We start from the raw sequence: 23,615 nt of genomic DNA, 5'->3' as shown, positions 1-23,615 counted from the left end.
ATTATCTTAATTCTAAATCTACACCCAATCCTCTACCTATTTTGCTGCCGGAAGGAATCGACTGACTAAACACCTTTCCACTTCCCACAACCTTTGTTTTTAAACCCGCATTTCCTAAAAGATACAATGCATCTTTCAGGCCCATTCCATTCACGTTAGGCATCACTCCTTTGATGGAGTTATACTCTTCGTACACGATACCGTTATTGGTATCAATGCTGTTGAAATAATCCGACTTTGCGGCATATAAAGACTTGATTCCAAAAGCGCTGTACACTTTCTTTATCGCTTTACTCTGTCCCGACTTCGCTTCAGGATTTTTAGTATTGCCCACTAAATGATCCTTAACATTGTTGTACATTTCGATGTCACTTGCGTAAATACGATCTGCAATTTCTTTAAATACCGGACCCGCTACTGTTGCCCCGTAATAACCATTTTTGGGGCCGTTAATGGCCACCATAATCGAGTATTTAGGCTTATCAGCAGGGAAGTATCCGCAAAACGAAGCCTGGTAACTTCTTTTCGCTTTGTATCCTTTATTACCATCTGCCACCTGTGCGGTTCCTGTTTTTCCCGCAACGCGATAAAAAGGAGAGCTCATCAACTTACCAGTACCTTTGGTGACCACTGCTTCCAGCATGGCTTGTAATTTCCTTACTGTTTTCTCCGAACAAATCTGGTCGCTGATCACTTTAGCATGAAATTGCTCAATCGGATTACCCAGTCTTCTGATCTCTTTTACAAAAATCGGCGAGATAAATTTTCCATCATTGGCTACTGCATTATAGAATGCCAGCATTTGTAATGGCGTAATCTGCATCTCATAACCATAGGCCATCTGAGCCAGCGTCAGGTTCTTGTTCCAGCTTCTGTTCGATGGATTTTTGATGACTGGCTTTGCTTCCCCGGGAATCTGTAAACCCAACTTTTCATTCATGTGGATATCATATAAATGATCCGTGAACTGAGCAGGATTGTCTTTGTAATGGGTATTTACCAGTTTAGCAATCGCTGTATTTGCCGATTGCTCAAATGCTTTCATTACGGTTACTACACCAATCCCACCGTGTGAATCTTTAATCGTATGTCCCGGAACGCGGTAAAAACCATCGCCTGTATCTACTAAAGTATTGGTATCTACTTTTTTATCTTCCAGTAATGCCATATAAGAAGCCAGTTTAAAGGTAGAACCCGGATCCTGACTGCCACCAATGGCGTAGTTAAATTTCTCTTCGTAAACGCCCTCAGATACCCTGGTGTAATTGGCTACCGCTCTCACTTCCCCGGTATTTACTTCCATCAGGATCACTGTACCATGGTCTGCATCACTCAGTTTCAGCTGTCTTTCCAAAGCGGTCTGCGCTAAATCCTGCATATTGATATCGATGGTAGAGATGATATCTGCCCCTTCTTTAGGTGCAACCTCTGCTTCATCATTTACCGGCATCCATACGCCACCGGCGATACGTTGTACCAGTCTTTTTCCGCTTTCCCCGTTGATGTAATTACCAAAAGCACCTTCCAGACCTACACCATTGGCCACGTTTTCATTTTTATAACCAATCGTTCTGGAAGCCAGAAACTTGAATGGTTTAATTCTTTTATTTTGTTGCACCGCGATTAAGCCGCCGGAATACTTACCGATATTGTATAAAGGGAAGGTTCTGATCGTTTTCAGCTCCTGATACCCTACTTTACGTTTGATCAACAGGTAACGCACACTATCCTGTCTGGCAGAACGCAGGTAACGCGAATATTCTTTAGGGCTTTTATCCTTAAAGAACTCCGATAATTTCATGGCTAAAGAGTCTACTTTTCCATAGAACACCTTATTATCATCAATCCCACCGGCATACAAATCCATCCTCAATTCGTACTCAGGAATAGAGGTTGCCAGCAGACTACCATCTGATGAATAAATATTTCCCCGCGCAGCTTCCACATTGATATACTTAGTAGAGAGGCTATCGGCCATGGCGCGCCACTTGTGCCCCTCTACAAATTGTACATCGCATAGTCTGACCAATACTGCTACGGCAAGCAGTACAATCAGTCCAAATGACAGATAAACACGTAGTAATATGTTTGCTCTAATGTTCATTAGCGGGTATAACAATTTTTTTAGGGGGTTCAGTTAATTCTTTAATCCCTAGAGTATCTACTTTTTTAGCAACTTCAGTCAGCTTACTCTTGAACATTAAATCTGCTTTCAGCGATTTAAATTCCCAGCTCAACTCTTTTACTTCTTTATTTAATTTATCAATACTTCTGATGTTCTTCACTGCCATGTGGCTGTTTGCGATGTATAGCATACACAAAACCGACAAAAACAGTAAAAACGGTAACATATCTGTTGCCGCTTCCTTAGTCACTACCCCTTCGGTAAATAACTTTTTAAAGAACGCTTTACCACTCTCAGGCTCCCTTTTCTTCCTTCCGGGTTTCTTAATCTGAATTTCTTCAGCATCCGGTTCTTCCTCTTCTATATTTTGCCTGAACTGGTTATTCATAGTTTTTCTCCAATTCTGAGTTTCGCACTCCTTGCGCGACTGTTGCGTTCCAACTCTTCATCGTTAGCAACCACCGCTTTTCTGGTGATGATTTTAAATGGTTTTTGTTCATTACCATAAAAATCTTTCTCCACTTCACCTCTGAATTTACCCTTCTGTATGAAACTTTTTACCGGCCTGTCTTCCAGAGAATGGTAAGACATCACCACCAAACGGCCACCTGGTTTCAGAATATCCGCTGTTTGTTCTAAAAAGTTCTCCAACACTTCAATCTCCTTGTTCACTTCAATGCGTAAAGCCTGAAAAACCTGAGCCATATACTTGTTTTCCTTCCCTTTAGGGATGTGGGCACCAGCAGCTCTTTTAAAATCCGCAAGGGTTTTAATCGGTTGTTCTACACGGCCGGTAACTACGGCACGGGCCAGGGACTTTGCATTTTTCACTTCACCATAGATTCCGAAAATCTTGTGTAGTTTATCTTCTGCATAGGTATTCAACACATCAGCAGCTGTTAAAGCGCCTTGTTTGTCCATACGCATATCCAGGTCAGATTCAAATCTCGTAGAGAAGCCACGTTCCGGAACATCAAACTGATGTGAGGAAACGCCTAAATCAGCCAAGATACCGTCCACCGCTCTATAACCCAGCAAGCGCAGGTTATTTTTGATGAAGGCAAAATTCTGATCTACGAAAATGAAACGTGGGTCATCAATTTTGTTTCTTTGTGCATCAGGATCCTGATCAAAGGCGATCAATACGCCGTCTTTTCCTAAATGCTTCAGTATTTCTCTTGAATGTCCGCCACCACCAAAGGTAACGTCCACATATACGCCATCGGGTTTGATATTCAAACCTTCGATACATTCTTTCAACATGACAGGAATGTGGTAACTATTCTCCATCGCTCCTCCTATTTTTATTACCCATTACTTCTTCTGCAAGTTTTGAAAAGTCAGCTGGTTCATTATCAAACAAAGCATCATAAGCCTTTTTCGACCATACCTCAATCTTATCAAACTGACAGGCTAAAACCAACTCAGTGTTGATCTCAATGCCTACAGATTCCAATAAAGATTTAGGTAAGTTAACCCTTCCTGCTGCATCCAACGTCAATTCCGTAGCGCCGCGCGTGAAGTATCGAATAAATTCTCTGTTTTTTTGTTCGTATGGATTCAACTTACTCAACTCTTCCACTATTCCTTCCCATACTTTTTTCGGGTAGATCACGAGGTGTTTTTCAAAACCTCTGTTGATCACAAGTCCCTCAACCTCAACATCAGGCAATTGTTTTTTCAGAGACGAAGGAACCATCAAGCGGCCTTTCGCATCCAATTTACAATCAAACTCTCCTAACAGTTGAACCATTTCTTTATGTGGTCTTTATAATGTAGTGTAAAAATAGATATTTCTACCACTTTTTACCACATTCTACCACAAAAAATTATCAACATAATTCGTACCACTTTTTTTGTGCCTTGAGGTGATCGAAAACACAGTAAATGAGGTGGTAAAAAAAACAGGCGCATCGCAAAATAGCGAAGCGCCTGTCCTGTTTTTCAGCCAATATATTTAGCTATTAATGGCTTTTACACCCGGTAATTCTTTACCTTCCATGTACTCCAATAATGCACCACCACCGGTAGAAACATAGCTCACTTTATCCTCCAAATTGAATTTTGCGATGGCCGCAGCAGAATCGCCACCACCAATCAATGAAAACGCGCCATTCTCCTGAGTAGCAGCTACAACCGCATCAGCAACAGCACGTGTTCCCTGTTCGAAATTCGCCATTTCAAAAACACCCATCGGGCCGTTCCAAAGCAAAGTTTTCGAACCTTTAATCACTTCAGAAAATAAAGCGATAGTTTTCGGACCGATATCCAATCCCATCCAGTCTGCAGGAATACAACCGGTATCAACATTTTTCTTTTCTGCTTCATTGGAGAATTTATCCGCAATCACGGTATCCAAAGGAAGGTAGATATTTACGCCTTTAGCTTTCGCTTTATCCAGCAATTCCAGGCAAAGCGCCATTCTGTCTTCCTCTAAAAGAGAAGTACCAATTTCGCCACCCTGAGCCTTTGCAAAGGTATAAGCCATACCACCACCGATGATCAGGTTATCTACTTTATCCAACAGGCTTTCGATTAATAAAATCTTATCTGACACTTTCGCGCCACCCATGATTGCTGTAAAAGGTTTCACAGCACCATCGTTAACTTTCTCCGCATTTTTAAGCTCCTCAGCCATTAAATAACCGAAGTATTTATCATTAGGGAAGAATTCAGCAATGATCGCTGTAGAGGCATGCGCACGGTGTGCAGTACCAAAAGCATCATTCACATATACATCACCTAATTTCGATAATTTCTCTGCAAAAGCTTTATCTCCTTTTTCTTCTTCTTTGTAGAAACGAAGGTTCTCCAATAGTAAAACTTGTCCCGGCTCCAGGTTTTTAGCTTTGTCTACGGCTTGTTCTCCAATACAATCATTTGCAAACTTCACTTCCAGGTCTAACATTCTGGAAAGATCACCTAAGATGTGTTTCAAAGAAAATTTGTCCTCAGGACCGTTTTTTGGACGACCTAAATGAGACATCAGAATTACTGAACCACCATCATTCAGAATTTTAGTAATGGTAGGCAATGCAGCACGCATTCTTTTGTCGTCTGTAATGTTGAATTCAGCATCCAGAGGCACATTAAAATCTACCCTGATTAAAGCCTTCTTATCTTTGAAATTACACTGGTCTATTGTTCTCATTATTGTTATTGTTTAGAATTATTGGTTTTTGAATGGTGTTCATTTATAGCTTTCTGAGCATATCAAAATGCGGACCGACGCCCGGTATCTGAAACTCCTCAGAAATCAGCACAAAGCCCAGCTTCTCATAAAAAGGAGCAGCTGTACTACGTGCGTTGCACCAAATATAAGCAGCATTCGCTGATGTCAGTTCATCAATTGCAAATTTTATCAGCTTTGCGCCATAACCCTTCCCTGCAAAGGCAGGATCGGAAGCCATACCGCGCAATCGAAAACCTCCGGGACCTTGCTCCGGACGATCTTCCGGGAAGAAAGTAGCCACCGTAACCAGCTGCGCTCCTTCAAAACATCCGAGGTGAAAAACACCTTTCTGTTCGTCCTGAGGAAAGATACACTGTTCATAGGGCATCCCATTTCTCAGCACAAGACTCCTTAAAGGCAGAGTCTCTGCCGCCGTAATTTCTTTAATCATTTATCGCTGCAATTTTTAGTACCAGATCCACCAAACGGGCAGAATAACCAGACTCATTATCATACCAACCCACCACTTTTACCATGTCGCCAACAATGGAGGTCAGCTGTGCATCAAAGATGCAGGAATGTGGGTTGTCCAGAATATCAACGGAAACTATAGGGTCTTCCGTATATTCCAGGAGCCCTTTTAATTCATTTTCTGCAGCTTTTTTGAATGCAGCATTGATTTGTTCTATGGTAGTTGTTGATTTCAGCAGACAGGTAAAATCAGTCAGGGAGCCGTTCAACACAGGAACCCTGATCCCTGCACCTCCTAATTTTCCTTCCAGATGAGGAAAAATATTGGTGATGGCTTTTGCCGCACCGGTACTGGTCGGAATGATGGAAGCTGAAGCCGCTCTCGCTCTTCTCAAATCTTTATGAGGTCCGTCATGCAGGTTCTGATCACCGGTCATCGAGTGAATGGTGGTAATGTAACCTTCTAAAACACCCCAGTTATCATCCAGAATCTTCACCATTGGCGCCACGTTATTCGTCGTACAGGAAGCGTTAGAAAGGATTTCAGCTTTCAAATCGATCTCTGCTTCGTTAACCCCCAATACCACCATTGGAATGTCTTTATCCGCAGCCGGTGCCGAAATCAGGACTTGTTTTGCCCCTGCCTGTAAATGCTGGCCTGCCCCTGCTCTGCTGGTAAATTTTCCGGTAGATTCCAATACCAGATCGATGCCAAGTTCTGCCCATGGCAATTCTGCCGGGTTGGACTTTGCATAGACCTGAATTTTCTTTCCGTTAACAATTAAAGCATCAGATTCAAAGCTAACCCTGCCCTTAAATCCACGGTGAACGGTATCGTATTTGAACAAATGCGCCAGTGTTGCAGGGTCTCCGAGGTCATTGATGGCCACAACATTGATGTTTTTTTCAATTGCAGTACGTAAAAAGATACGGCCAATTCTACCAAAACCATTAATTGCTATTTTCATTAGAGTATATTTCTTATCTATTACGTTGGTTAGTTCGCTTACAGTAGCCGGTCAACCCCCGCATTTTTTAGCGGTGATTTTCCTTCTTGCTGTTATAAATCTCCCTGATCAGCGAAATTGCGATGATCATCGGAATTATGGGGCAAAAGTACCTATATTCTGAGTAGAACGGTGATAATTTTAAAGTAGAATCTTAAAAATTATGTCATGTTTAATATTGGGAAAGATAGCCAGCATCCTTACCAGGGGAAAATGAATTCAGGGTAGAAAAGAGCCAGGAACCACTCCAGATCCGGACTATTTTAATGCTCACTTTAAGGGGAGCAATAAAATCCTCCGGGCCCCTGTCCTGGCCTATCCTCTTTTCTTCAGGAAGCTAAAACGTAATTCAAATTGCACTTATTGAAACTGCGCGCGTTTTAATTTTAGCCTAAGATTTCGAATTATTATTTCGGAATTAACTTATAATCTGTATTTTGATTTTTCCAGGTATAGATCATTATGAAATACAATAGAAGAGATTTTTTGGGGGCTACTGCGCTCGCCACCACTGCTACCCTTTTGACATCAATGAAAGCATTCGACTCCCCCGGAGTCATTTCTAATAAAGCCGCTGAAGGTTTTTCATTGCAGATTATGGCCCCTTACTGGGGTTTCCCCGGATCTGTAACAGAGTTCTGTAAAAAGGCAAAACAAGACGGCTATGACGGGGTGGAAATCCTATGGTCTGCCGATATTGCAAAAGAATTGTTTAGCGCACTAAAACAGTATCAGTTAACCGTCGGCTTTCTTTGTCGCGGGGATGAGCCTGTTGCCGCAACCAATCTTGCTACGTTTAAAAAGGTGCTGAAAGAAGCCGCTGAGAATAAATACACGAAACCGTTGTACATCAATGTACATTCCGGAAAGGACTTCTTTAAATACGAAGACAACAAAAAGTTTATAGATTTTACGGTTCAATATGCCAAAGAAACAGGGGTTCCAATTTACCATGAAACACATAGGTCAAGGATGCTGTATGCGGCTCCGGCATCTTTACGGTATTTAGAAGAAAATCCAGACTTAAGGCTAACGCTTGATATCTCACACTGGTGTAATGTGAGTGAAAGCTTACTGGAAGACCAAAAGGAGACCGTTGATCTTGCGCTTTCCCGTACAGACCATATTCACTCCCGTGTTGGCCATGAGCAAGGACCGCAGGTTAGCGATCCACGTGCACCGGAATGGAAGAGGGCTGTTGCCGCACATTTTGCCTGGTGGGATAAGGTAGTTGCCATGAAAAAACAACAGGGAAAAATCCTGACGATGTTGACAGAATTTGGTCCGCCAGGTTATATGCCTACCCTTCCTTACACAAATGTTCCGGTTACCAATCAATGGGAGATCAACACTTACATGATGCAGATCTGGAGAAAAAGATACCTTTAGATTGTCATTAACCTGATCCGGATTAACAACAACCTGAACAAAAACGAGAATAAAAAGGGGCCGCAGCATTTGATGATGCGGCCCCTTTTCAGACCAATCTAAATTTACAATATAACGTTAAAAAACACGAATGGTTTGCCTTCTGGTACCATTGGTAAGCGCCTTAATCATATGATTATCCTGCTGCTCCTTCTCTGCTTTCACCTGTTGCTCTGCCAAAATATGAGCCTCAAATCCGGAAGAAGCAGTGTATTCAATTTTAATTACTTTACCTGCATACGGCAACAGATCATAGGTATACATGCTCCAGGCTTTCGCTTTATCGCTGATCATCCCTTCCCTGGCATAGCTGGCAAAATTATTTAGCGCTGACTTACCGGAGCGGACTGGATTCAATAACACTCCATTTATTTTTATCCCTGGTGCATCGGGCCAGCCGATGACCATTAAATCTGCCCGTCCTTTTACTCCGGAAGGAACAGTCAAAGAAGTATATGGCTGAGCTGTTTTCACCGTGCTAAACTGGATTTTTCCAGGGGCTGTTACTGAAACGCCAGGCTTCCCTTTTTCCAATTCAAAAGCCATGGTAGCATAACCTGCCAGTTCAATTTCCATCGTCTTACCCGACGTAAAAGCTACCGGATAAGCATCCTGATAGGGATAAACAACCTTAGCGCGGTAAGCCTCACCTGATTTACCCATAAAATGAACCGACCGGTCGAATGGAACGAGCACTTTTTGTGTCACCGCACTTGTGTTTCTAAGCACAAGTACCCCTTTTTCAGCAGTCCAGCCCACATAACCATAGGCATTTCCCTCATCCGGACGACCGCCTGCATACACCATATTCGTTAATGCAGCGCGATGGTCTTTAGCCCAGTTGTCTATCTTACATAACACTTCCCAGTCTTCGGCTTTCATAACCGATGGCGAGATGTACCATTCCTTAAGCAGTGTACCGCGACCATAATGCATCAACACATAATCTGCCCAATCCTGAAGATTATCTTCTTTACTCTCCATCATGCCTGTCGTATTTTTTATGATCCCATGCGTCATCAGTCTGGAAACGGGAATAAGAGGCCGATCCTGAGGATTACCAAACATCCGCCAGATAAAAGTATCCCGATCGCTGGAGCCCATAGCTCTGGTCGAGATCTCCGGCCAGTTGCCATTCGTCCCATCATCACCAGCCAACATCCATAAATAATCCGCATACATCAACCACCAGGGAGAAAACCAGACCCAGTTCGTCATATTCTGATAGATCTCCGGATTTACCTTTTTGGTGGCAAGCAGTATCTCTATTGCCGCATCCAGGGATGCCTCATGCCCATGACGCGCAGTAGCGGGGTGGTTATTTCCTTCCCCGGAATCTGAAAGCGCATTAAAATCATGCTTATAATATAGCGAAGCTGTTTGACGGGCTATTTCAGGAATCTTTTTAAGTACTTCGGCTTTGTATTTGGTAGAAGAAAGGCTGTAATCACGTCCATATTGTCTAAAATAAGGATCACGTTTCGCCTCTCTATAGCCATTTGCCATTCCCCAGTTCATATCATTATTCTGACCAGCCAGGCTGAGCCATAATCCAAAACCAACCCCTTCCTTATTCAATTTATCACTCAGTAATTTAACGTCGGAATAACCATTGGGGAAATACCTTTTTGAAGGATCCCAAATAGATTTTCGATCCTGCCATCCATCATCAACCACCATAGCGTCCATTTTTACACCATACGGACCAATCGCAGCTTTGTATTCCCGCCAGATATTCAACAATCCATCGCCACTTAAATCTTTAGCCTTTGGTTCAAACCAATTGTTGAAATGAAGGAAAGACCGCGGCGCTTTCCAGATGCTTTCCAGATATTTCATAAAGGCAACTTCTACCGGTTGACTTTGCGAGGTAATACCAGCAACCGCTGTTTTACTAATGATTTGCATCCCCGACTTGTTTTGCTGCGCATACCCCGGAAAATGCATAAGCCTGATCAAGCCCTTTTCCTCCTTTGGCTCAATATCCCTTCCTTCCAGCTCAATTTTACTGTAGTTACCTACCTTATCGTAAGTTCTGGCAAAGCTTAGGGGCGTATTTCCGTTAGTATGTCTGGTATGTCCTGCCGGATACTCCAAACCGAAAAACCATTGGCCGTTTACAAAAACAGGTTCACCACGACCACCTCCGGTTGCCGTTTTAGTGGTCGTAAAACGCTCCACTTCCAGGCGGTCTACCGCAGCAGAATCAGGATAAGATAAGGTCAGTATTTTTCGGGTATAGGGCTGTCCTTTTACCAAAAAGTATTTGATGTCCAATTTATCCGGAACAGCATCTGAACCCGCATTTCCTGGTAATGGCTGATAGCTCAACACCACAAAACTGGTATCTCCCCTGGAATAAACAGCTGGCTTCCCGACAACAGTAAAATCGCTGATACTATAGGTTTTATTGCTGTTCAAAGGCAGAATACTCAACTCCTCACTTTTCACTGCAAGGCTGATATCGCCTTTCGCATTTGAAAACCGAATGGTTCGCCATACCTTTCCATCACGTTGCAAGACGCGTTGTACAAGGTCATTTTTTAAAACAATCTGCTGGGCATTTATCGTCAACGGGACAATAAACAGTCCTAATAACAGGCTTTTTCTCATTTTAATCAGGGTTAAATCAACCGCAGTTATTTTCTTCATTTCGCTGGTTTTAAAGAAGCACCTGCTTGTGGCTTCCATTTAGCAAACAGTTCTGCCGCTATCTTTTCCGGATCACCTACCGGCTTATCGGCATACTTCTCATTACTTTTTGTCCAGTTTCCCTCGAATTGAGCAAGGTCTTTATAAAATTGATTTGCATCATATGCCGGTCTTCCATACGACATTTTCAATTTGGTCTGCGTAAATCGGGAATTGTCATAAGGTTGTGTAGCCAGATAATCCAGGAACTTAACCCATCGTACCTTATAATAACCACTCAGCAATCCTGCCCACTGCCTGTTGGAATAATCATACTGAACAGCATCGTTACGCACTGGTCCCCAGGTGGTCACCAGCGTGCGTGCATTCCTTTCATACAAATCTTTTTCGGCTTCCGTTTTACCCCATTTCCTGGCATCATTTATCCATTTTCCCAATAGAAATTCAGACCGTGTAGCAAGTAACCTGTCAAAATCATCTATTAAAGCAATAAAGCGGTCGGACGCAAGCTTTAAAGCCTGCTTGTCTTTAGCTTCATAGGCGATAGTAATGTCTTTTTGCAGGGGTAGGGAAAGATCGGCCAGACACTGTCGGGCTACATCAACAAGGTCATATTGGTAGGTTTTCATTCCTGTTAATTCTTTTGCAGCCAAAAGATGTTCCCAGGCCTTCCACAATTCCAGCTGATCATAACCTCTTCTCATATCACCATTTGGAGCCACTTTAGTCACCTGAAGTGAAGGCCTTGCACAGATGGCACTTTCCATAGAACCATCACTTATTTTCTGTGCATAAACCGTATGCTGAAGTACATCCCAGGCTTTTGTCGCTTCAGCGGATGTTTGGCCGTAACGTGCCAGAATATAGTTCTTCAGCCAGTTATTTAATTCCGGTGCTTCGGAATGCCAGGCCAATTCAAGCCCTAGTTCATAAACTACCGGATTGTGTTCTATCGCTTCCGGGAAAAGTCCGATTCCTTTTAAATTACCGGCTTTTGGATTCTTTAACAAGGATGGGGCATTATTAGCAAATAGCGGTAAATCGCCCCCCATAAAGACTCTTCCACCGTAATTATGCAGGATCCCTGCTACCCATTCCCGTCCCCAGAAACCCTCATTACCGGACCAGTTTCTACCGGCAAGATCTAAAAGGATGATTTTATCTTCAGGAATTGCTTTAGCGAGGGCCGGCCTTAAAGACCAGGTTTGCATGGCAATTATGGCTTTAGGGTCTACCGCCACGGTCACTTTATAAATACTTTCTCCTACTTTTTTAAGGTATTCGTCTCCTTTTACCGGAGGAGCGCCTTCATGAAAAGGGTCCGCAGCATACAGGTGATCTGTACCAAAAAGTTTGGTCTGTGCTTCCAGAAAGGTCTTGCCCATCTCTGCAAACAATGGATCCAACGGGTCTAATTGTCCGGATCCGGGAGGTACACCAAACCAATCTCCCTTAACCGAAATATTTGCGTTTGGGTACTTATCCTTTAAGATCCGGGGAATGTAGCCCGTAAAGCCCTGCAATATCGGGGTCATTCCCATTGCCCTTTCTCTTTTTAAAATCTGCTGTCCTAATGTGATGTGTGTGTCTATCCAGTGTTGTGGAAGCGGTCCTCCCCATGCTTCAATATTGGTCATAAACTGCCAGGCAAAATAGGCGGGTCCAACCAGAAATTCCCTGATCTCAGGCTCAGTGATTTTGAATTTACGCAGTGTGGCCTGCCATACTGCTTCCTGCCCGGTGATGGCCAGTGGCATATTCACGCCATGCATGGCCATCCAATCTATTTCGCGCTCCCAACGCTCCCAGTCCCACCAGGGCATCGTATAGCTGAACGTGCAATAGTTCAGGTAAGCGCGGTAAGCATAGGCTGTTTCCAACCGTACCTTTTCCGGAACTACCGGCAATTTCGCCGGTAGTTTAAGGTTATCGCTATTCCAGGAAACCTGGCAATGTGCATAATGTTTAAGGTACCAGTTCAAGGCAGAGGCTACAGAAATCGTGTTGTTACCACGCAACACGATTTGCTGATTACGGCTTTCTATTTCGAACACATCCTTTCCCTCCTGAGCTTTGATGATTTCTACTTTAAAGTATCTGGCATGGTTTGGTACTACCCTAAGAATAAGTTCTTCTGCCGTTTTCTTGTAATTAACTTCCGCAGCAGCAACGTCTAACCTTAAAACCAGGCAGAAAACGAGGAATACTACAGCAGTACTGAACAGGTGTTTTTTCACTTGTGTGTGCATTAATGAGGTGTATATTTAAGTCTTGACCGATTACAAGAGGGGATCGAAACTACCGCTTTCCCAACCCTTAGTTTGTTTTAAATTCTGATTATTTTGAATAATAGACCTCGGTATTGGATAAAAAGGGCTATTGGTTTGGATAATCATAGGCTGCAGATCTATTGCTTCTAAAGATTCCGTAAAAACAGTAGCCACATTTGGCGCAACACCCGGGGTCGTACTTACCAATTTCAATCCCTTTCTGGTTTTACCATGAAGTGTGGAAGAGAGGGTATTCCAGCGCAACAGGTCGAAAAAGCGGATATGTTCAAAGGCAAATTCCACTAACCGTTCTTTTTGAATGCGGCTGCGCATGGTTCCCATATCCATTGCAGGCGTTAAACCGTATAAATTATTGGCTCCTGGTGTAATTTTAGCTCTCGCTCTTAGTTTTGTTAAGGCAGCATAAGCTGGAGCAGTATTGCCAAGTTCGTTGGCTGCTTCTGCTTCCATCAGCAAAATATCGGCATACCTGATGGCGACATAATCGGCACCTGAGGTACCTCCCTGTGGAGCCGTTAAGGTGGTATCTATGGCCTTTTTACTGTAGTATCCTGTGTAAGTACCATTAACATCTTTATAACCATCAATACCTGAGTTTACAAAGGTCCATTGTTTACGGCCAAAATAAGTAGCCCCGTTATAAACAATGGTCGCATAAAAACGGTCGTCACGACCAGAGAATCGTTGCTGATAGGTCAAAGCAGTATTTACATCTGAGCCATCCTTCATCGGGTAAGCGTCAACCAGCTCCTGAGTAGGCTGGCAGCCACCCGTTGCATTTACAGAGACCGATATTGGCCGTACTGAAGCATCACGATTATGCGTCCGCCCCGGATTGGAGTACCTAATGGCAAAAACCACCTCTTTGTTCATTTCTGTCAGGAATATAGATCCGTAATTATCAAATAATCCATAACCTTTCGCATTCAAAGCAGTAAGCGCAGCAGTACTGGCTTTGTAGGCCAGATCCCATCTGCCAGGGTCCTGGGTTGGATTATACCTCGGCGAAGCCCAGTCCATCAGCACCCTTGCTTTCAACGACAATGCAGCCTCTTTCGAAGCCCTGCCAACATTTGCAGTCGAGGATACCGAGGGCAGCAATGCGATTGCTTCATCCAGGTCTTTCACAATAAAATTGATGCAATCGGAGGTTTTATCTCTCGATACAAAAATATCATCAGTCAATTCCTGTGGGACAGCGATGATCGGTACACCACCACTTCTTCTTACCATTTGAAAGTACTGGTAGGCCCTTAAAAATTTAGCTTCTCCGGTTAACCGGTTTTTCAACTGCGAACTTCCCGAAGAGGCAGGCAGTTCCTTGATCATGGTATTGATCTTTCTAATGCTAACAAATGGCCAGTAGTTAATCGTCGCATCAGGGGTCACGGTGCCATTGGTTACCGGCCCTCCTCCTCTGGTTTCTTCCGTATAGGTATCCATAGCCAGATTCCAGGCAGGAATATCCAGATAAAGATTATTGGCAAAGGCGGTAGTTAAAACGGTATCCCGCCAAACCAACTCGTCCTTAATGTTATTGATGTCATTTTTATCTGTAACCTTTTTACAGCTGCTCAATACCAGCAGAAAAAATGAGGCAGCAAATAAAGTGTGATATATTAATTTCTTCATGACTTTTGATTTTAAAATTTCTTAGTACAAATGATCATTAGGGTTAAAAGGAAACGGTGGCTCCAAATGAAATTGTTCTCATCAGCGGATATTGAAATGCACCGAATCCTGTTTCATTGGTTTGATATTCCGGATCGTACATTTTTATAGAATCACTAATGATGAAGAGGTTATTGCCATTCGCAAAGAGCCTGCAAGCAGTCATCCCAATCTTTTTGGTAAGGGAAGCAGGTAGCGTATAGCCAATTTCTGCACTTTTGAACCGCAGGTAATTACCACTTCTCATCCAGAAAGACGAGTTAGGATCTTGTGTACCGTTCAGTCCGCCAATTTTTGGATAAGCGGCGTTAACATTGTCTGCCGAATAGAAGTCTGCCCAGAATGAGAGCGGATTCTGTTCCTGCCATTGCCCACGGTCACTCAATAATACCTTACGTTTTCCAACACCCTGAAGAAGGATACTGATATCGAAACCTTTCCAGGATGCGCCTAAAGATATACCATAAGTGATCCTTGGGTCATAAGACAATTCCGACAACACGATATTGTCATTTCCGTTAACGATGCCATCCGGACCTCCGTTATTAGGTCCATGAAGATCCTGGAATCCAATATCACCGGGTTCAAAAGCGCGTGTACCATACTTAACCGCTAAATAATTGGCCAGCTGATCTGCAGTTCTAATGATTCCGTTAGACTGATAGCCCGTTAAGAAATTAACCGGGCGACCGGTTCTGCGTTGGTAATCCGGAATTCCCGCCTGCTCAGGATACTTCACGACCTCATTTGTGGTATAAGCGAAGTTAACACCGGCATAATATTTCACCTGACCAATCTGGTTGTCATGGCGCAACGTTAATTCGAATCCTTTTGCATCAACCTGACCGTAATTGATCTGCGCAAGCGTGGCTCCAAAAGTAGTTGGAACAGTAGTAGGATTGGCTACCAGTAGATCTGTTGTTTTCTTATAAAACAGATCCAGGCTTCCACTAATTAATCCTTTATAGAAACTGGCATCTATACCTCCATTGAAGGTGGCAATCTTTTGCCATCTGATATCCGGATTTGGATAACGTTGCGGTGCAATTGTATTCACCGGGTTATTGAAAACGGCACTACCTTGTATCGAGTAAAAGGAATACCATTGAGATAAGGCCACAACACTTGGGTCATCATAACCCAATACGCCATAGGAAGCCCTGACTTTTAGATTATCTGCATTTGGCAATAATTTCTGCATGAAGGACTCTTCAGACAAGATCCAGCCCAGACTGATAGACGGAAAATATCCCCATTTATTTTTTGGTGCAAAAGCGGAAGAAGCATCTGCCCTCAGAATTCCATCCAACAGATACTTATTTTTGTATTTATAGTTTACTCTCCCAAAAACAGATGACCTGCCAAATTCCGATCCGGTTCCGGTAATGGAACGTCGGTTAGGATCAGTGTCTGCAACAAACAGCTGGTCAATTGTACTCGCCAATAAGTTCTCTCCTTTTGCGGAAAAATCATCACCAGCAGATTCTGACTGCTCATAAAACACCTGGAAACCAAAATCATGGTCTTTGATGGTCTTATTGTAATGGATGTTTGCATTAAAGACATAGTTATCTTTTTGAGTATACCTTTCCTGGAAAAAATCGTAAGGTTGCTGTGCGGCAGCTTTAGTACCAATAATCTGATCGCCAATGATGTGGTTATTAGCTCCGGAACGGTTGAATAAATACAAGGTATAAGGTTTGTACCTGGTCTTATACAAATCCGACTGTTTGTTATAATTGAAAGCGACATCTCCACCCAATCCTTTGGCAAAGGAAGGATTGTAACTTACCTTCAGATTTCCGTTAAAATTGCTTTTGTTGACCTTCATATAGCCATTTTTAATCACCTCCGGAACCAGGAAATGATACAAACTTCCATCCGGCAATCCATTTACATAAGCCGGACTCATCGGGGTAAAATTCAGGGAAGCCCTGGTCAGGTCGCTTAAGGTGTTGGTTTCTACACCATCATACCACCATGGCGTAGTATTTGGTCGTACTGTACCTTGCAGACCAAGCTTGATCGAAAGGTCATTGTTCACCTTCACATCAACATTACTGAGCACATTAAAACGTTTGGACTCCAGTTTATCAAACAATCCCGTTTCTTTAAAATAACCGGTAGACAAGTAATATCTGGCATTTTCATTTCCACCGCTTACGCTTAGGTTTGCATCATAGGTGGTTGGTGTTTTACTGATCATATCGAACAGGTCAGTATTGATTTTTCCTGATTTATAAAATTCCACTTCATCAGGAGAATAATACCTTGGATCATTTGCCGGAACGCCCTGATTTAAGTAATAATTATTCCTGTATAGCGCATCCTGATAAGAAGATAACCTTTTTGGCACTCTCGTAGGATCTGAGGTTCCTCTGGTCGCACTAAAATTGAACCTTGGAACACCTGTCGCCCCTTGTTTAGTCGTCACCAGGATTACTCCACTCCCTCCTCTTACACCATAAATAGCCGCAGCAGCATCTTTTAACACCGATAAACTTTCAATGTCATTCGGAGAAAGCATGTCAAACTCCTGTTTAGTGCGGGGAACATCATCAATTACATACAATGGATCTTGTGAGGTGTAAGAAGTGGTACCCCTGACTCTAATTGCTGAGCCTACACCAGGCAATCCGCTTGGAGAAAGCACAACCAATCCTGCCAATCGGCCGGCAAGTGCATTGGAGATATTAGAAACAGGCATATTATTAATAGAGCTCCCTGAAATCGATACGATGGAACCGGTTACAAACTTTTTATTTTGCGTTCCATAACCGACTACAACAACTTCATTAAGCTTATTGTCTTCCTCCTGCAACACCACCTTTAAGGTTGCTCCAGCACTTTCAACAAGCACACTTTTAGGAATAAAGCCAATAGCAGAGAAGATTAATGTTTCATTGATATTTGCAACGATTTGAAACTTTCCGTCTCCGTCTGTTACCGCATGATTTTTTGCAGACTTTACATTTACGCCTGGAACCGGACTATTGTTGACATCCAGCACCTGACCTTTGATCAAGGCAAATGCGTTTTCGAATTTGATGACCTGCTCATTTAATTTAGTATTCGTTTTTTCTACAACAGGTGTTTCATGCTTCCTGACAATAATCAGCTGGTTTTTTGACAGCTTTTTTAAGAGGTATTGTTTGTCTTCCAGATAATCTGTTAACCGTTCCAGTGCTTTTTCTTTTGAAAGGCTTAAGATATCGGCATCAACAGAAAAGCTGCTGATCTCTCCCTGGTTACTTGCGACTCGTACCCGGTGTTTCTTATAAATTTGCTCCAGTACATCAGTTAGGTTCAGTGTAATGTTATTAGTGCCGGATTTCGCTGTTTTCCTTTGAGCCTTACTGCTTAGAAAATTATCCTCCACCTGTTGCAATTGTTGCGCTTGAGCAGCTGAGTAAAGAATCAAACTGAAGGCAAGCCAGCAGTAAAATCCCTTTAAATAAAAAAGTAAATTTCTAGATCCCATAGTTTTAGATTTGGTTGATTGATTGATTTGGTTCTTTGATTTGGTTGGTTGGTTGGTTGGTTGGTTGGTTCTGTTTCTTTGGGTTTTAATTGATGGTAATCGTGTGGTTCTGTTTGGTGATTTTTGCGGACAACATATCCTGTAATATATTTAAGAGCTGATTTTCGGTTTTGGCTTGTACCCTTCCAAGAAGTCTGGTTTGCTTAAATTTCTCCGGATTCAGGATCACCACATCGCAATTGGTGTAGTTTTCCAATAGTTGAACCACCTCTGTTATCGTGGTCTGATTAAATTTATAATCCCCGGTTCTCCAGGACGTAAATAGTGCTACATCTACCTGGTCCTTATTCAATTTGCTATGCTGTAGTTGTGCCCTGTCTCCGGGATGCAAGAGTTGGCTTTCAGTTCCGGCCTTCGTTTTAACCAGTCCGGTCCGAACGATTACCGCCGTTGATTTCCTGGTGTCAATCACATTAAAAGAAGTCCCTAAAACGGAAACCTCCAGGTTTGAAGACTTAACCGTAAAAGATTTTCGATGGCCATCCTTCGCTTTCACTTTAGTGATTTCAAAGAAAGCCTCTCCGATCAGTCTCACATTACGCTCCTTCCCATTAAAATCAGGAGAATACTGTAATGAACTTCCCGGCTTTAACCATACGATAGATTGATCCGGTAATACCACTTTTTTAATACCTTCATTCAGTGCTACGGAGATAGAAGTCACTTCATGATTCCCATAATAGCGGCTAACTATTAAAATTGAAAATGCGAGGGTAAACAAAACGGCGGCAGCATATTTAAGATAGGAGCGATTAAGTTTAAACACCCCTGTCCGCTTAGTTTCAACTTTAGCTTTCCCGGAAATATTTCTCCATACTGCCTGATCAGGGGCCAGCCTTACTTCCTCATAATCTATATGGTTCACAATATCCTTGACCCGGAAATAAATTTCCTTATGCTCAGGGGATTCATTGATCCATTCTAATACGGTGATTTTTTCTTCCGGACTGGTTTCTTCGGTTAGAAATTTAAGCAGTAGCTGATAGGCTTCGTTTTGTTCTTCCATTTTTTAGGGTACATACACACATTTTTATGTGCGTATAAACAGAAGACGATGAGCTTTATTTTTTTACGTACGCCGGGAAGAAAAAAAATATAGGGGCCCAAATCCCGGGAGAAGGAATCTATCGGGGGGAAAGGAAAATCAGGAGCAACAGGAAAAACAGGCTAATGTCTTTGAAAGTAGTTTTCAGCTGTTTCATGGCTTTATAGATTTGTGTTTCTACGGTGCGGATAGAAATCCCCTGCTCATCAGCAATTTCATTATTCCTTTTTTGGTCAAAGTATTTTGCCTTTAAAATGATGCGACACTTTTCCGGAAGTTTTTCAATGGCATGAAAGACCGCCATTTCATCGTCATCAAACAATAAACTTCTTTTATGATCCGGATTAAAATATTCTAACTCTTCCAGATTCAAATGGAGCGTCATTTTATCAATGTAACTCAAATGTACCTGTTGAGATTTTACGTGATCAAGGTATTTATTTTTGATTGCCCGGTAAACGTAACCTTCGAGCGTGGTATTGATGGTCATATGATTGACCTTTTTTAACAGCTGAAAAAACACATCCTGAACAATGTTTTCAGCAATATCCATAGGCACAAACTTGTTTGTAAAACCAACCATTTTTGAATAGTGATTTACAAATAAGTGTTCTATTTCCTTTTCCGAAAGATTTATCCCCTGAGTCATTCAATAATTATTAGCCAGGCATTCAGGATCAATTCCCCGACGCTAAGCGATATTTGGTAAACCAAAGAAAGTGTTTTATCGAACTGTTTATTCTATCATTTTGTCATTTCATTCAGCGTTGATGGCAGAATCTTTCCGTTGGCCATGCGCTAGTCAACAATCCGATTTGCAAACCAATCCAGATTATCAAAAGTGAGACTACACCAACAGAAAATTGACATTTACCCCTGATACTAAGAATTAATGAAATTTCAGGATAGGAATAAAAAAACCGCGATTGCGGTTTCTCAGATATCATTAAATAAAAAAAGCAATATGCTTTAAAGCCTATTGCTAAAAAACAGGCCATATCACTTAGCTTGTGATACGGCCTGTTTTCTGACTACTCCTTAAAAGGATCTGTCTGGAAACACCGGAGTGTTAAATTACTCCGCGTCTGATTTTATAAAAGAACGCAATTGCATTTCTAATTCCTGGTGTTTGCTCAACCATTCATCAACTGCTGCTTTTTCATTCGGATTGTTTTCCAAAGCGGCCATTAAAGAACCTAATTCATCTTCATCCAACTGGAAGTTTCTAAAAAACTCTGCCACTTTTGGTTGTGCTGTTACGAATTTTTTATTAGCTACAGTCTGAATTGTTTCTACCGCACCAAAAACTGCTTTCGGGTCATTCAGGAATTTCAATTTATAAGTACTGAAGATATAATGTGGTGACCAGCCTGTAATGACTACCGGTTGTTTTGCATCTATACTTTTCTTAAGTACAGCTAACATTGCCGCTTCACTTGCCGATTGCAATTCCAGTTTTAAACCGTAATCTTTAATCGCTTCCTCTGCTTTACCCATAATTCCTGCACCAGCATCAATCCCAACGATTTTACCGTCGAACAAAGCTGCATTTGTGTTTAGATCTTCAATACTGTTGATCTTTACATATTCCGGAACTACAAAACCGATTCTTGCGTTATTGAAATTGGTTCCTAAAACCTCCAGGTTCGGACCAAATTTCTCCAGATATTCCTTATGCGTTACCGGCATCCAGGTATCCAGAAAAACATCGGCATCACCACCGGCTACGGCAGCAAATACAGGTGCTACATCTGCGTTTTTCAACGCTACGGTATATCCTTCTTTTTCCAGCAAGGTTTTAGAAAGTTGCGTCATGGCTACCCCTTCTGCCCAGTTTACATAAGCAATCGTTACTTTTTTCTCTTCTTTTGCTGGTCCACATGATGCGATTACACCAATAACCAATGCGATTAATATACTACCTACTATCTTTTTCATGTTGTATTCTTTTATATAATATGTACTAATTTTCTATGCTAAATTCCGGATCATCTGATGATGATCTTTGTGCTTCATTCCGAAAGCCTGCTACGTTTCAATTTTTGAAACCATTGGACCTTCGTATACTATATTTCGAAAGCTTGCTACATTTCAACCTGTACTTCATTTCGAATTATCCGGTATGCTGAAGCTTAAGCCTTAGCGAGCTTTTTCGCTCCGAACGACTGTGTAATCCTATCCAGGATAACAGCCAGAATCACTACGGCAATCCCACCTTCGAAACCTAAACCGATTTTCAACTGTGTAATTCCTTTCAATACTACCTCACCTAATCCACCGGCAGCAATCATTGCAGAAACCACAACCATAGAAAGCGCCATCATTATCGTTTGATTTACACCTGCCAGAATTGTCGGCAATGCCAAAGGCAATTCTACTTTAAAAAGCAGCTGACGAGGGGTAGCACCAAAGGAACGCGTAGCTTCTACGATAGATGCCGGCACCTGACTGATCCCTAAGGTTGTTAACCTCACTGCAGGAGGCATCGCAAAGATAACCGTTGCAAAAGCACCGGGAACTTTACCCAGGCCAAAGAACAGCACTGCAGGAATCAGGTAAACGAATGCAGGCATGGTTTGCATTAAATCCAGCACCGGACGAATGACTTTTCCTGCCGTTGGATTTTTAGCTGCCCAGATGCCTAATGGCACACCCATTAATAAAGCTATAAATGCAGCGGATAAAATCAGTGCGAGCGTAGCCATTGTCTGGTCCCAATATCCCATCCCCCAGATTAAACCTAGTCCGAGGATAGTAAAAACCGTTAAGCCCCAACCGGTACGTTTCCAGGCTAAAAATGCGATTAAAGCAATCACGATGTAAAACGGTGGAAACATCAGTACCCATTCCACTGAATTAACCACCGATTCTACGACCACCTTAATCAGGTTAAAAAATGAGCCGAAGTTGAGTGTCAGCCAGTTTATAAATTGTTCTATATATGTCCCTATATTTATCATTATAAAATTTCTTTTTGAAGGTTATCAATTGTATTTCCGGTTACGTTTTCCCATGTTGCTCCTGTGGTTTCAATCAATAAGGAAGTTTGGGCAACGATACCAATCAGTTTATTTGTTTTTTCATCAACTACAGGTACTGCCCTACCGTTTTCTGCGATAAATGGCAGCATTTGTTCTACGGTAGTCTCCGGATAAGCTACCGGAATATCCTTGATAATTGCTTTTTCAATAGAGGTTTCTTTTTGAGCTTTCAGGTCTAAAAGATCTTTCAGGTATACGAAACCAAGGAAATGTTTATCTACCGACACTGCCGGTAAAGAGGTTAATCCGGAAATACGCATTTTGCGTAAGCTTCCTTCTACCCCATCCTTTTTGAAAATCGCAACTGTAGGTTTCTCAAACAGCAGACTTGCCGCTGTGATGATCGACTTACGGTCTACCTTCTCTACGAAAGAGGCCACGTAATCTGTTGCCGGATTTGTTAAAATATCTTCCGGGGTACCTATTTGTATAATTTCTCCATCTTTCATGATTGCAATACGATCTCCTAAGCGAATTGCTTCATCCAGATCATGGGTAATAAAAACAATAGTTCTGTGCATTTTCTCCTGCAGGTCGATCAGCTCGTCCTGCATTTGCGTACGAATTAGCGGATCCAGTGCTGAAAAGGCCTCATCCATCAACAGAATCTCCGGATCATTGGCTAAAGCTCTGGCCAGACCAACACGTTGTTGCATCCCACCGGAAAGCTCGCCGGTATGTTGATTTTCGTAACCACGAAGACTCACCATATCAATCACTGTTTTCGCTTTTTCTTCTCTTTCTTCTTTCGGAATATCTTGTAATTCCAATCCGAATGCAACGTTTTCCAATACCGTACGGTGTGGCAGTAGTCCGAAATTCTGGAATACCATCGCCATTTCTTTACGACGAACGGCTTGTAATTCCATATCACCCAGACTGGTAATGTTTCTCTGATTTAAGATCACACTCCCCGCTGTGGGTTCGATTAACCTGTTCAGGCAACGCAGTAAGCTGGATTTACCACTTCCGGATAATCCCATAATGACAAAAAACTCACCCTCTTCAATTGCGAAGCTGGCATTTTTCACCGCTACTGTACAACCTGTTTCTTTGAGGATCTCCGCTTTGGATTTCCCTTGCTTCAATAATGAAAGCGCTTCTTCTTTTTCCTTCCCAAAAATCAGGGTAAGGTCTTCTATTTTAAGTTTAGACATTTCGGTAGATGTTA

At 42.3% G+C, this 23,615-nt stretch carries 17 protein-coding genes; 1 reads left to right on the top strand and 16 read right to left on the bottom strand.

Features of this window, described 5'->3' with window-relative positions:
• Window position 1: 1 nt before the first annotated feature.
• From OQX61_RS08140 to gap, 7 genes are all read right to left on the bottom strand, one after another.
• Entirely contained in the window at window positions 2-2,104 is a 2,103-nt protein-coding gene (locus OQX61_RS08140) for a penicillin-binding protein (RefSeq protein WP_265841159.1), read from the bottom strand.
• Window positions 2,094-2,513, bottom strand: a complete 420-nt coding sequence (locus tag OQX61_RS08135) for an FtsL-like putative cell division protein (RefSeq protein WP_265841158.1) — start codon at window positions 2,511-2,513, stop codon at window positions 2,094-2,096. The genes OQX61_RS08140 and OQX61_RS08135 overlap by 11 nt, the downstream gene beginning before the upstream one ends.
• A complete protein-coding gene (gene rsmH / locus OQX61_RS08130; RefSeq protein ID WP_265841157.1) occupies window positions 2,510-3,415 on the bottom strand; it encodes a 16S rRNA (cytosine(1402)-N(4))-methyltransferase RsmH in 906 nt (301 codons plus the stop codon). The genes OQX61_RS08135 and rsmH overlap by 4 nt, the downstream gene beginning before the upstream one ends.
• Window positions 3,405-3,878 carry a division/cell wall cluster transcriptional repressor MraZ gene (mraZ, locus tag OQX61_RS08125; protein WP_265841156.1) on the bottom strand — a complete coding sequence of 158 codons (474 nt, stop codon included), beginning with the start codon at window positions 3,876-3,878 and terminating at the stop codon, window positions 3,405-3,407. The genes rsmH and mraZ overlap by 11 nt, the downstream gene beginning before the upstream one ends.
• A gap of 204 nt (window positions 3,879-4,082) precedes the next feature.
• Window positions 4,083-5,276: a phosphoglycerate kinase gene (locus OQX61_RS08120; RefSeq protein ID WP_265841155.1), complete on the bottom strand. Its 1,194-nt coding sequence runs from the start codon at window positions 5,274-5,276 to the stop codon at window positions 4,083-4,085.
• A 43-nt stretch (window positions 5,277-5,319) separates the two neighbouring features.
• A complete protein-coding gene (locus tag OQX61_RS08115; RefSeq protein WP_265841154.1) occupies window positions 5,320-5,748 on the bottom strand; it encodes a GNAT family N-acetyltransferase in 429 nt (142 codons plus the stop codon).
• Entirely contained in the window at window positions 5,741-6,736 is a 996-nt protein-coding gene (gene gap, locus OQX61_RS08110; RefSeq protein ID WP_265841152.1) for a type I glyceraldehyde-3-phosphate dehydrogenase, read from the bottom strand. Before gap ends, OQX61_RS08115 begins: the two co-directional genes overlap by 8 nt.
• Window positions 6,737-7,237: 501 nt before the next feature.
• Here gap and OQX61_RS08105 point away from each other — a divergent pair.
• A complete protein-coding gene (locus tag OQX61_RS08105; RefSeq protein ID WP_265841151.1) occupies window positions 7,238-8,164 on the top strand; it encodes a sugar phosphate isomerase/epimerase in 927 nt (308 codons plus the stop codon).
• A gap of 117 nt (window positions 8,165-8,281) precedes the next feature.
• Here OQX61_RS08105 and OQX61_RS08100 read toward each other — a convergent pair whose 3' ends face one another.
• The 9 genes from OQX61_RS08100 to OQX61_RS08060 form a co-directional block, all read right to left on the bottom strand.
• Entirely contained in the window at window positions 8,282-10,855 is a 2,574-nt protein-coding gene (locus tag OQX61_RS08100; RefSeq protein WP_265841150.1) for a hypothetical protein, read from the bottom strand.
• Entirely contained in the window at window positions 10,852-13,104 is a 2,253-nt protein-coding gene (locus tag OQX61_RS08095; RefSeq protein ID WP_265841149.1) for an alpha-N-acetylglucosaminidase, read from the bottom strand. The genes OQX61_RS08100 and OQX61_RS08095 overlap by 4 nt, the downstream gene beginning before the upstream one ends.
• A gap of 30 nt (window positions 13,105-13,134) precedes the next feature.
• Window positions 13,135-14,778, bottom strand: a complete 1,644-nt coding sequence (locus tag OQX61_RS08090) for a RagB/SusD family nutrient uptake outer membrane protein (protein ID WP_265841148.1) — start codon at window positions 14,776-14,778, stop codon at window positions 13,135-13,137.
• A 43-nt stretch (window positions 14,779-14,821) separates the two neighbouring features.
• Complete coding sequence (locus OQX61_RS08085) at window positions 14,822-18,298, bottom strand: TonB-dependent receptor (RefSeq protein ID WP_265841147.1); 3,477 nt, start codon at window positions 18,296-18,298, stop codon at window positions 14,822-14,824.
• Between the two features lie 85 nt (window positions 18,299-18,383).
• Window positions 18,384-19,364 (bottom strand): FecR domain-containing protein, encoded by a 981-nt coding sequence (locus OQX61_RS08080; protein WP_265841146.1) that lies wholly within the window; start codon window positions 19,362-19,364, stop codon window positions 18,384-18,386.
• A gap of 118 nt (window positions 19,365-19,482) precedes the next feature.
• A complete protein-coding gene (locus OQX61_RS08075) occupies window positions 19,483-20,052 on the bottom strand; it encodes an RNA polymerase sigma-70 factor (protein WP_265841145.1) in 570 nt (189 codons plus the stop codon).
• A 425-nt stretch (window positions 20,053-20,477) separates the two neighbouring features.
• Entirely contained in the window at window positions 20,478-21,341 is an 864-nt protein-coding gene (locus OQX61_RS08070; RefSeq protein WP_265841144.1) for a glycine betaine ABC transporter substrate-binding protein, read from the bottom strand.
• 194 nt (window positions 21,342-21,535) lie between these two features.
• Window positions 21,536-22,363 carry a proline/glycine betaine ABC transporter permease gene (locus OQX61_RS08065; RefSeq protein WP_265841143.1) on the bottom strand — a complete coding sequence of 276 codons (828 nt, stop codon included), beginning with the start codon at window positions 22,361-22,363 and terminating at the stop codon, window positions 21,536-21,538.
• Window positions 22,363-23,601: a glycine betaine/L-proline ABC transporter ATP-binding protein gene (locus OQX61_RS08060; RefSeq protein WP_265841142.1), complete on the bottom strand. Its 1,239-nt coding sequence runs from the start codon at window positions 23,599-23,601 to the stop codon at window positions 22,363-22,365. The genes OQX61_RS08065 and OQX61_RS08060 overlap by 1 nt, the downstream gene beginning before the upstream one ends.
• Window positions 23,602-23,615: the final 14 nt, after the last annotated feature.

Source organism: Pedobacter sp. PLR, assembly GCF_026239675.1.
GTDB lineage: Bacteria > Bacteroidota > Bacteroidia > Sphingobacteriales > Sphingobacteriaceae > Pedobacter.
The sequence above is the reverse complement of the archived record's forward strand: the minus strand, read 5'-3'. Positions and strand labels throughout refer to the sequence as shown.

Excerpts from the sequence above, each read along its gene's own strand:
- OQX61_RS08140 (WP_265841159.1), bottom strand. The coding sequence starts at position 2,104 with ATGAACATTAGAGCAAACATATTACTACGTGTTTATCTGTCATTTGGA.
- OQX61_RS08135 (WP_265841158.1), bottom strand. The coding sequence starts at position 2,513 with ATGAATAACCAGTTCAGGCAAAATATAGAAGAGGAAGAACCGGATGCT.
- rsmH (WP_265841157.1), bottom strand. The coding sequence starts at position 3,415 with ATGGAGAATAGTTACCACATTCCTGTCATGTTGAAAGAATGTATCGAA.
- mraZ (WP_265841156.1), bottom strand. The coding sequence starts at position 3,878 with ATGGTTCAACTGTTAGGAGAGTTTGATTGTAAATTGGATGCGAAAGGC.
- OQX61_RS08120 (WP_265841155.1), bottom strand. The coding sequence starts at position 5,276 with ATGAGAACAATAGACCAGTGTAATTTCAAAGATAAGAAGGCTTTAATC.
- OQX61_RS08115 (WP_265841154.1), bottom strand. The coding sequence starts at position 5,748 with ATGATTAAAGAAATTACGGCGGCAGAGACTCTGCCTTTAAGGAGTCTT.
- gap (WP_265841152.1), bottom strand. The coding sequence starts at position 6,736 with ATGAAAATAGCAATTAATGGTTTTGGTAGAATTGGCCGTATCTTTTTA.
- OQX61_RS08105 (WP_265841151.1), top strand. The coding sequence starts at position 7,238 with ATGAAATACAATAGAAGAGATTTTTTGGGGGCTACTGCGCTCGCCACC.
- OQX61_RS08100 (WP_265841150.1), bottom strand. The coding sequence starts at position 10,855 with ATGAAGAAAATAACTGCGGTTGATTTAACCCTGATTAAAATGAGAAAA.
- OQX61_RS08095 (WP_265841149.1), bottom strand. The coding sequence starts at position 13,104 with ATGCACACACAAGTGAAAAAACACCTGTTCAGTACTGCTGTAGTATTC.
- OQX61_RS08090 (WP_265841148.1), bottom strand. The coding sequence starts at position 14,778 with ATGAAGAAATTAATATATCACACTTTATTTGCTGCCTCATTTTTTCTG.
- OQX61_RS08085 (WP_265841147.1), bottom strand. The coding sequence starts at position 18,298 with ATGGGATCTAGAAATTTACTTTTTTATTTAAAGGGATTTTACTGCTGG.
- OQX61_RS08080 (WP_265841146.1), bottom strand. The coding sequence starts at position 19,364 with ATGGAAGAACAAAACGAAGCCTATCAGCTACTGCTTAAATTTCTAACC.
- OQX61_RS08075 (WP_265841145.1), bottom strand. The coding sequence starts at position 20,052 with ATGACTCAGGGGATAAATCTTTCGGAAAAGGAAATAGAACACTTATTT.
- OQX61_RS08070 (WP_265841144.1), bottom strand. The coding sequence starts at position 21,341 with ATGAAAAAGATAGTAGGTAGTATATTAATCGCATTGGTTATTGGTGTA.
- OQX61_RS08065 (WP_265841143.1), bottom strand. The coding sequence starts at position 22,363 with ATGATAAATATAGGGACATATATAGAACAATTTATAAACTGGCTGACA.
- OQX61_RS08060 (WP_265841142.1), bottom strand. The coding sequence starts at position 23,601 with ATGTCTAAACTTAAAATAGAAGACCTTACCCTGATTTTTGGGAAGGAA.